This window comes from Streptomyces sp. NH27 (assembly GCF_056859195.1).
Window position 1 is genome coordinate 1 of sequence record NZ_JACEGK010000475.1, and the last position, 6,227, is coordinate 6,227.

A 6,227-nucleotide genomic window follows, 5' to 3' on the forward strand; every position below is an offset into this window, starting at 1 on the left:
GGGGGACGATCAGCCCGGTGCCGCCGATCACTTCGCGTACGGCGCCGACGTCCGTGGAGACCGTCGGGCGACCGCAGAACATCGCCTCGACCAGGTTGAGCGGGAAGCCCTCCGCGCTGCTGCTGAGCAGCACCACGTCGCCCGCCGCGTAGGCGTCCGCGGGTTCGGGCGCACCAGGGGACCCGATCTCCTCGAAGGTGACCGGGCTCTCGCCGACGGCGTGCGGGTGGGCCGCCTCGTCGGGGAAGAGCTGCGCGGCCAGGCTCCGGCAGTGCCCGAGGTACCCGGCGCAGCGCTCGTCGGTGACGGGGGCGTGGAAGACCCGCAGCCGGGCCTGTGGCTGCTGCGCGCGTATCGCGTGGAAGGCGTGCAGCAGCGCGATCAGGTCCTTCGCGGGGTCGGCCCGCCCCACCCAGACGACCGTGGGCTCGGCCCGCACGGCGGGCCGCCGCGCCTCCTCCTCGGACTCCTCTCCCGCCCGGGCGAAGCGCCCGGCGTCGATGCCCGGGTGGACGGTGCGGATACGGTCGGCGGCCGCGCCGCACTGCTCCTGCCAGCGGCGCACATGGGTCGAGCCGGGCGTGATGAGCGCGGCCTGCCGGTAGGACTCGCCGGCCAGCAGCCGGTGGTAGTCGCCGAGCAGGACGCGTACCGCCGGGGTCAGCCCGGCCGCGCGGTGCGCGAGCAGCGCCTCCCGTACCCGCACCGTGTACTCGGTGACGATCAGCGGCGTGCCGCAGAAGCGTTTGGCCAGCAGCCCGGGCAAGGTGGCGGGGCCGCCGGAGACGGCATGGCACACGTCGGCCGACCCCAGCTCGCCGGGGCCGTACCAGGGCAGCGACAGCGGGCGCAGCTGGTGTTCCAGCAGTGCGGCCACCGCGAGGAGTTCGGTGACGCCGATGTCCCCGAGCAGGGGGCGTACGCCGGGTGCGTGGCAGGCCGTCTCCAGGGCGGTGAGGGCGTCCTCGCTCCGGATCAGCTCGGGCAGTCCGCCGTGCTCCGCGGCCAGTTCGGCGAGGCCGTACAGCCCCGCGGCGAACCGGTCGGCACGGTCGCGGCCGCGCGCCGGGCGGCGCCGGTCGGTGCGGTCCGCGGCGCCCGCGAGCGCGGCGGCCAGGTCCCCGAAGTGCCAGCGGAACGCGGCCCGCCTGGCCTTCCGTTCGGCCCGGCCGCCGCTGCGCACCGGGGCCGGCGGCTCGCCCCACAGCCGCTCGGCCCTGACCCGCTTGACCGGCGGGGGCGGCTCCACCCGGCCCCCGGCCTCGGTCCGCGGCGATCTGCTGAGCGCGTACACATCGAATTCGTGGTGCGCGAGACCGCGCACCAGGCGGTCGCACCACGCACCTCCTTCACCTCGCGCATACGGGTAACCACCCTCGGTGAGCAGTGCGATGCGCACGAGTGCGCCCCCTCTCGGCGTGCCGGATGTACGGTCGCTGCCGGGTCGGGGTGCTGCGCGGTTCGATGGTGCGACGGCTGTGCCCGTCCGGCGCGAAGCACGCTATGCCGGGACAACGGTGCTTCGGCGGACGGTTGTCCGTGCTGCCACCAAAAGGGGTGAAGGGGCGTAACTTCCGCGCACGATCGCCGTTTACCCGGCTTTCGCGCCGTCGGCTACGGGAACGGCCAGGGGTTGGGGGCGCAGGTGGGCCCGCCGTCGAGGGACAGGAACTTGGTCTGCTGCATCATCACCGGGGCGGGCGCGCCCTGGCGGGGGCAGCCGACGTGGTTGTGGCCGAGACGGTGGCCGATCTCGTGGTTGACCAGCATCTGGCGGTAGGCGTGCATACGGGCCGGGCCGTAGGTGGCGGCTCCCTGGGCCCAGCGATACGCGTTGATCATGGTGCGCGGGGTGGACGCGGCGTCGCAGGAAACGTTGTCGACCGTGGTGTCGAGGCCGGACTTCGCGCACCACTTGGCGGTGGTGCCGGGGCTGGCGAGGGTGACGACGATGTCGGCGGGGCCGGAGGAGACCCGTTCGAAGGTCATCGTGCCGCCGTGACCCCAACTGCGGTGGTCGTTCAGGGTGGTGAAGACGGCGTCGGAGAAGAGCCGGGGGTCGAGGTCCAGTCCCTTCTCGACGTCGACCCGGAAGCGCATCACCTTGCCCTTGCCGGGCGCGGCCTGGTGACCCGACACGGTGGTGAAGGCGCCGGAGAGGCTGAGGTGCGGGTCCAGCGGATACTGCCTGGCCATCTGCTCGTCGTGCGAGGCGGGGGTGGCGGTGGCGGGCGCCGCGGGCACGGTGGACGGCGCCGCGGGCCCTTCTTCCGCCGACGGGCCGGAGTCGCCGCTCGAGGCGGCGTCGTCCTCGGGGCGGTGGTGGCCGCGGTGCAGTTGGGTGCCGGCCAGCACCGCGATCGCGGCCAGCGCGGTGGCGGCGACGACACCGGTGAGGGCGCGGGTCCTGCCGCGGCTGCCGGCGCCGGGGCTGCCGGCTGCGGCGGGGGTGGCGGAGCCGGTGCTGCCGGTGGTGCCGCTGCCGCCGTCGGCGCCGGGCGTGGCGGTGCCGGGCGGCGAGTGCGACGCGAGGCGCGGGGGCGGCGGCTCGTCGAAGGCGTCCACGAACTCCTGCCGGGGCCGCGGCATCACGCGCCCCACCTGGCCGTGCCGGGGAAGCGAACCGTGGGCGGCGGGCGAGCTGAGCGCGGACGCGGTGTCGTACGGCGCCCAGTCCGCGGCCCACTCCTCGACCGGGTCGAACGGCAGGTCGCGACGGCCGGACCGGGCGGCCGACCAGGCGCCGGGAGTGCCCCAGGCATTGTGCTCGGGGTGCTCGGGGTGATCGGGGTGCTCAGGCCGATCGGAGTGCTCGGGGTGGAAGCCGGGCGCGTCGTCCGGGTCGTACGGCATCAGCGGCGCGGCCGGACTGCGGGGTTCTTGCGGGTCGTCCGGGTCGTACGGCATCAGCGGCGCGAAGTAGTCGCCGTCCTCGGCGGGGCCGCGGCGACGCCGTCCGGTGCCGGGGGTGGCCGGGGGGATCGGGCCGCCGCTCACGAAGCCGCCGGAGTCGGGTATCCGCTGGTTCCAGGGATCCTGGCTGTCCCGGTGCTCCTGGCTGTCCCGGTCGTCCTGCCCGTCTGTCGCGCTGTGTTTCCCCACGCCCTCGATCAGCTCCTGGTCGCCGCGTCGGTACTCGGACCCGTGCCCATGCCCATGCCCGCACCCGCCGGGCCGTCGAGCCACCGCGGACCGCCGGTGTCGTGCTCGCGCGCGGCGACGTCGGACAGCAGGTCACGGAAGGCCCGGTCGACCAGCACCGGGTGCTCCATCATCGCCACGTGCCCGCTGCCGGGAATGATCAGCAACCGCCGATCGCGGAAGGCGCGGGCCGCGCGGCGGGCGGACTTCACCGACACCAGCTTGTCGCGCCCGCCGTAGACCAGCAAGGTCGGCGCGAGCACCCGCTCCGCCTGGCGCCACAGCGCGTGCTGCCCGCCGAGCGTGTAGGCGTCGACGATCCCGCGGGTGGAGCGGACCATCGAGTCCCAGAAGTACGGCAGGCCCAGCCGCCGGTCGTACTCGACCGCGGCGTTCTCGCGGGCCTGCGCGTCGACCACCCCCGGGTCGCCGTAGCAGAGCGACAGCAGGGCGGCGGTGCGGCGCTCCGGGGTCCAGTCCCGGGTCAGCCGGCTGTAGAGCCGGATCGCGCCGGGGGCCGCGGCGAGCGCGGTGGGCCAGGCGGTGGTCTGCGGCGGGAGCTCCGGGAGCGCGGGCGAGATCAGGGTGAGGGTGCGCACCAGATCGGGCCGGGCGGCGGCGACCTTGACCGCGACCGCGCCGCCCATGGAGTTGCCGAACAGGTGGACCGGGCCGCGCCCGTCCGCGTCCAGCAGCCGGATCACGGCCCTGGCGTGCCCGGGAATCGAGTAGTTGCCGTCGTCCGGCGGCGGGGAATGGCCGAATCCGGGCAGGTCCGGGGCTTCCGCGGTGACCACGTCGGCGAGCCGGGCCATCAGCGCGGACCAGTTCTGCGACGAGCCGCCTAGGCCGTGCACGCACAGCGCGGGCTCCGGGGCGCCTTCGGCACGCGACCGGACCACCAGGCTGAGCCCGGGCAGCCCCACGGTCCGCACCTTCTCACCGGCCGCCAGATGCGGCCCCTCCGGTGGTACGGCCGCCGGTGCCACGGCCGCGCGGGGATGATCACTCGAGGGCATGCGGCAATATTACGAGACGATCACGTCAATGCCCGCGTGTTCGCCGCCACAAGCGGTCGGAAGTGACAGGCAGGGGCGGAAAGCCGCCATCCCGCACTGCACATGCGCGCGCCTGCTCCTAGGCTCGAAGGTGGGGGAAGCGCGCGTTCCGGCACAAGGAGGGGCAATGTCCGACCAGACCGGCAGGACCGGTAGCACCCCGAAGGGCGCCGCCGGGGGGACGGGCGCCGCCGGCCGGCTCGCCGAGCCGGACGAGTCCGACGCGACGGACGAGAGGGACGAGCGGGACGGGATCGGCGAGATGGACGAGGCGGAGGCCGCCGAGGCCGCTCGGAACACCGACGGCCTCGGCCTGGAAGCACCCGAGGCGGACACCGCCGAGCAGCACACCGAACTTCTCCAGCAGCGCGACGAGCAGATCACCGCCCGCCCCGCCGACCAGGCCACCGAGGCCGACCCGGTGGACGCGGCCGAGCAGCGTCGTACGGTCACCCGCGACGAGGACGACTACCGCTGACGGTGCCCGCCCCGGCCCGTACCGGCGACCGCGGCGGGGCGGCCGGACACCCGCGGGACCCGTCGCGGCTTCCGCCCGCAGGTCCCAGGAAGTGAGAATGTCCGTCCGCACGGCGCGCAGGGTCGTTACTGAAAAGTACGATGGCCATCGCGGTGCTCATCCGTACCTTCACCACCAGAACTGGGAGGCGGCGTGACAGCCATCGAGCAGACTCAGGCGGCACGGCCGCGTGGCACCCGCCTGCCCCGCAGGGCCCGGCGCGAGCAGCTGCTGGGCGCGGCCCAGGAGGTGTTCGTCGCACAGGGCTACCACTCCGCCGCCATGGACGACATCGCCGAGCGGGCCGGGGTCAGCAAGCCGGTGCTCTACCAGCACTTCCCCGGCAAACTCGAGCTCTACCTCGCGCTGCTCGACCAGCACTGCGAGTCGCTTCTCAAGTCGGTGCGTACGGCGCTGGCGTCCACCTCGGACAACAAGAAGCGCGTCGAGGCGACGATGGACGCGTACTTCGCCTACGTCGAGGGCGAGGGCGGCGCCTTCCGGCTGGTCTTCGAGTCCGACCTGACCAACGAGCCCGCGGTGCGGGAGCGGGTCGACAAGGTCGCGCTCCAGTGCGCCGAGGCGATCAGCGAGGTCATCGCCGAGGACACCGGGCTGCCCACCGAGCAGTCCATGCTGCTCGCGGTCGGCCTCGGCGGCGTCTCCCAGGTGGTGGCCCGCTACTGGCTGGCCAGCGGCAGCGAGGTACCCCGCGACACCGCGGTCCAGCTGCTGACCTCGCTCGCCTGGCGCGGCATCGCCGGTTTCCCGCTGCACGGCGCCGAAGGCGAGCACCGGCCCGAGCAGGGGTCCGAGGACGCGCGCTGACACTCATTCCACGACGTGAGGGGCCGGACCGTGCCGTCCGGCCCCTCACGCGCTCTTCCCGCGCCGCCCCGCGACTGTTCGCTCACGGCGTTTTCGCCGTGCAGGTGCCGCCGGTCAGGCGGGGCTAGTCTTTGCTGCGTACGGCGCGATTCGACCGCGCACACCGCCCGACCATCGGAGGTATCCAAGCCGTGGAGGTCAAGATCGGCGTGCAGCACGCGCCGCGCGAGATCAACATCGAGAGCGCGCAGTCGGCGGCCGAGGTGGAAGCGGCCGTCGCCGAAGCGCTGTCCGGCACCAGCAAGCTGCTGAGCCTGGCGGACGAGCACGGCCGCAAGGTCCTGATCCCCGCCGACCGCCTCGCCTACGTGGAGATCGGCGAGCCCGCGACCCGCCGCGTCGGCTTCGGCGCCGCGCTCTGACCGCGCCCCGCCGCACTCCCTGAAGCCGCGCCCCCACCCGGGGGCGCGGCTTCGTGCCTTCCCCCCGTCACCTGCCCGAGCGGACCGGAGCGGGCCCGAGCGGTGGACCGCCTCCCGACGGGCTGGGGGGGTGGGGGCCGCCGACGGCCGCCGGGCCGGGTTCGGACGGATCGCGGGCCGGGGCCGGCCGGGGCGGCGGGGCGCCGGCCGCTACCGGGGGTTGGCGATCGCACCGACGCCCGTCGCCGCCAACTCCTATGT

General features: G+C 74.5%; 6 protein-coding genes. 3 read left to right on the top strand and 3 right to left on the bottom strand.

The features are described 5' to 3' along the window. From AC13HU_RS29630 to AC13HU_RS29640, 3 genes are all read right to left on the bottom strand, one after another. The coding region (locus AC13HU_RS29630; RefSeq protein ID WP_483045048.1) for a DUF3492 domain-containing protein at positions 1 to 1,399 on the bottom strand (1,399 nt) is incomplete at its 3' end. A gap of 215 nt (positions 1,400 to 1,614) precedes the next feature. Next, on the bottom strand, positions 1,615 to 3,102 hold the full coding sequence (locus AC13HU_RS29635) for a DUF3152 domain-containing protein (protein ID WP_483045049.1): 1,488 nt from the start codon (positions 3,100 to 3,102) through the stop codon (positions 1,615 to 1,617). Positions 3,103 to 3,110: 8 nt separating this feature from the next. Next, complete coding sequence (locus AC13HU_RS29640; RefSeq protein WP_483045050.1) at positions 3,111 to 4,160, bottom strand: alpha/beta fold hydrolase; 1,050 nt, start codon at positions 4,158 to 4,160, stop codon at positions 3,111 to 3,113. A gap of 166 nt (positions 4,161 to 4,326) precedes the next feature. Between AC13HU_RS29640 and AC13HU_RS29645 the strand changes: the two genes are divergently transcribed. The 3 genes from AC13HU_RS29645 to AC13HU_RS29655 all read left to right on the top strand — a co-directional run bounded on the left by AC13HU_RS29645 (position 4,327) and on the right by AC13HU_RS29655 (position 5,966). After that, positions 4,327 to 4,677, top strand: a complete 351-nt coding sequence (locus AC13HU_RS29645) for a hypothetical protein (RefSeq protein ID WP_483045051.1) — start codon at positions 4,327 to 4,329, stop codon at positions 4,675 to 4,677. A gap of 192 nt (positions 4,678 to 4,869) precedes the next feature. Continuing rightward, the gene (locus AC13HU_RS29650; protein WP_483045052.1) at positions 4,870 to 5,544 is read left to right on the top strand and encodes a TetR/AcrR family transcriptional regulator; all 675 of its coding nucleotides are present in this window, start codon (positions 4,870 to 4,872) and stop codon (positions 5,542 to 5,544) included. A gap of 191 nt (positions 5,545 to 5,735) precedes the next feature. After that, the gene (locus AC13HU_RS29655; protein WP_483045053.1) at positions 5,736 to 5,966 is read left to right on the top strand and encodes a DUF3107 domain-containing protein; all 231 of its coding nucleotides are present in this window, start codon (positions 5,736 to 5,738) and stop codon (positions 5,964 to 5,966) included. Positions 5,967 to 6,227: the final 261 nt, after the last annotated feature.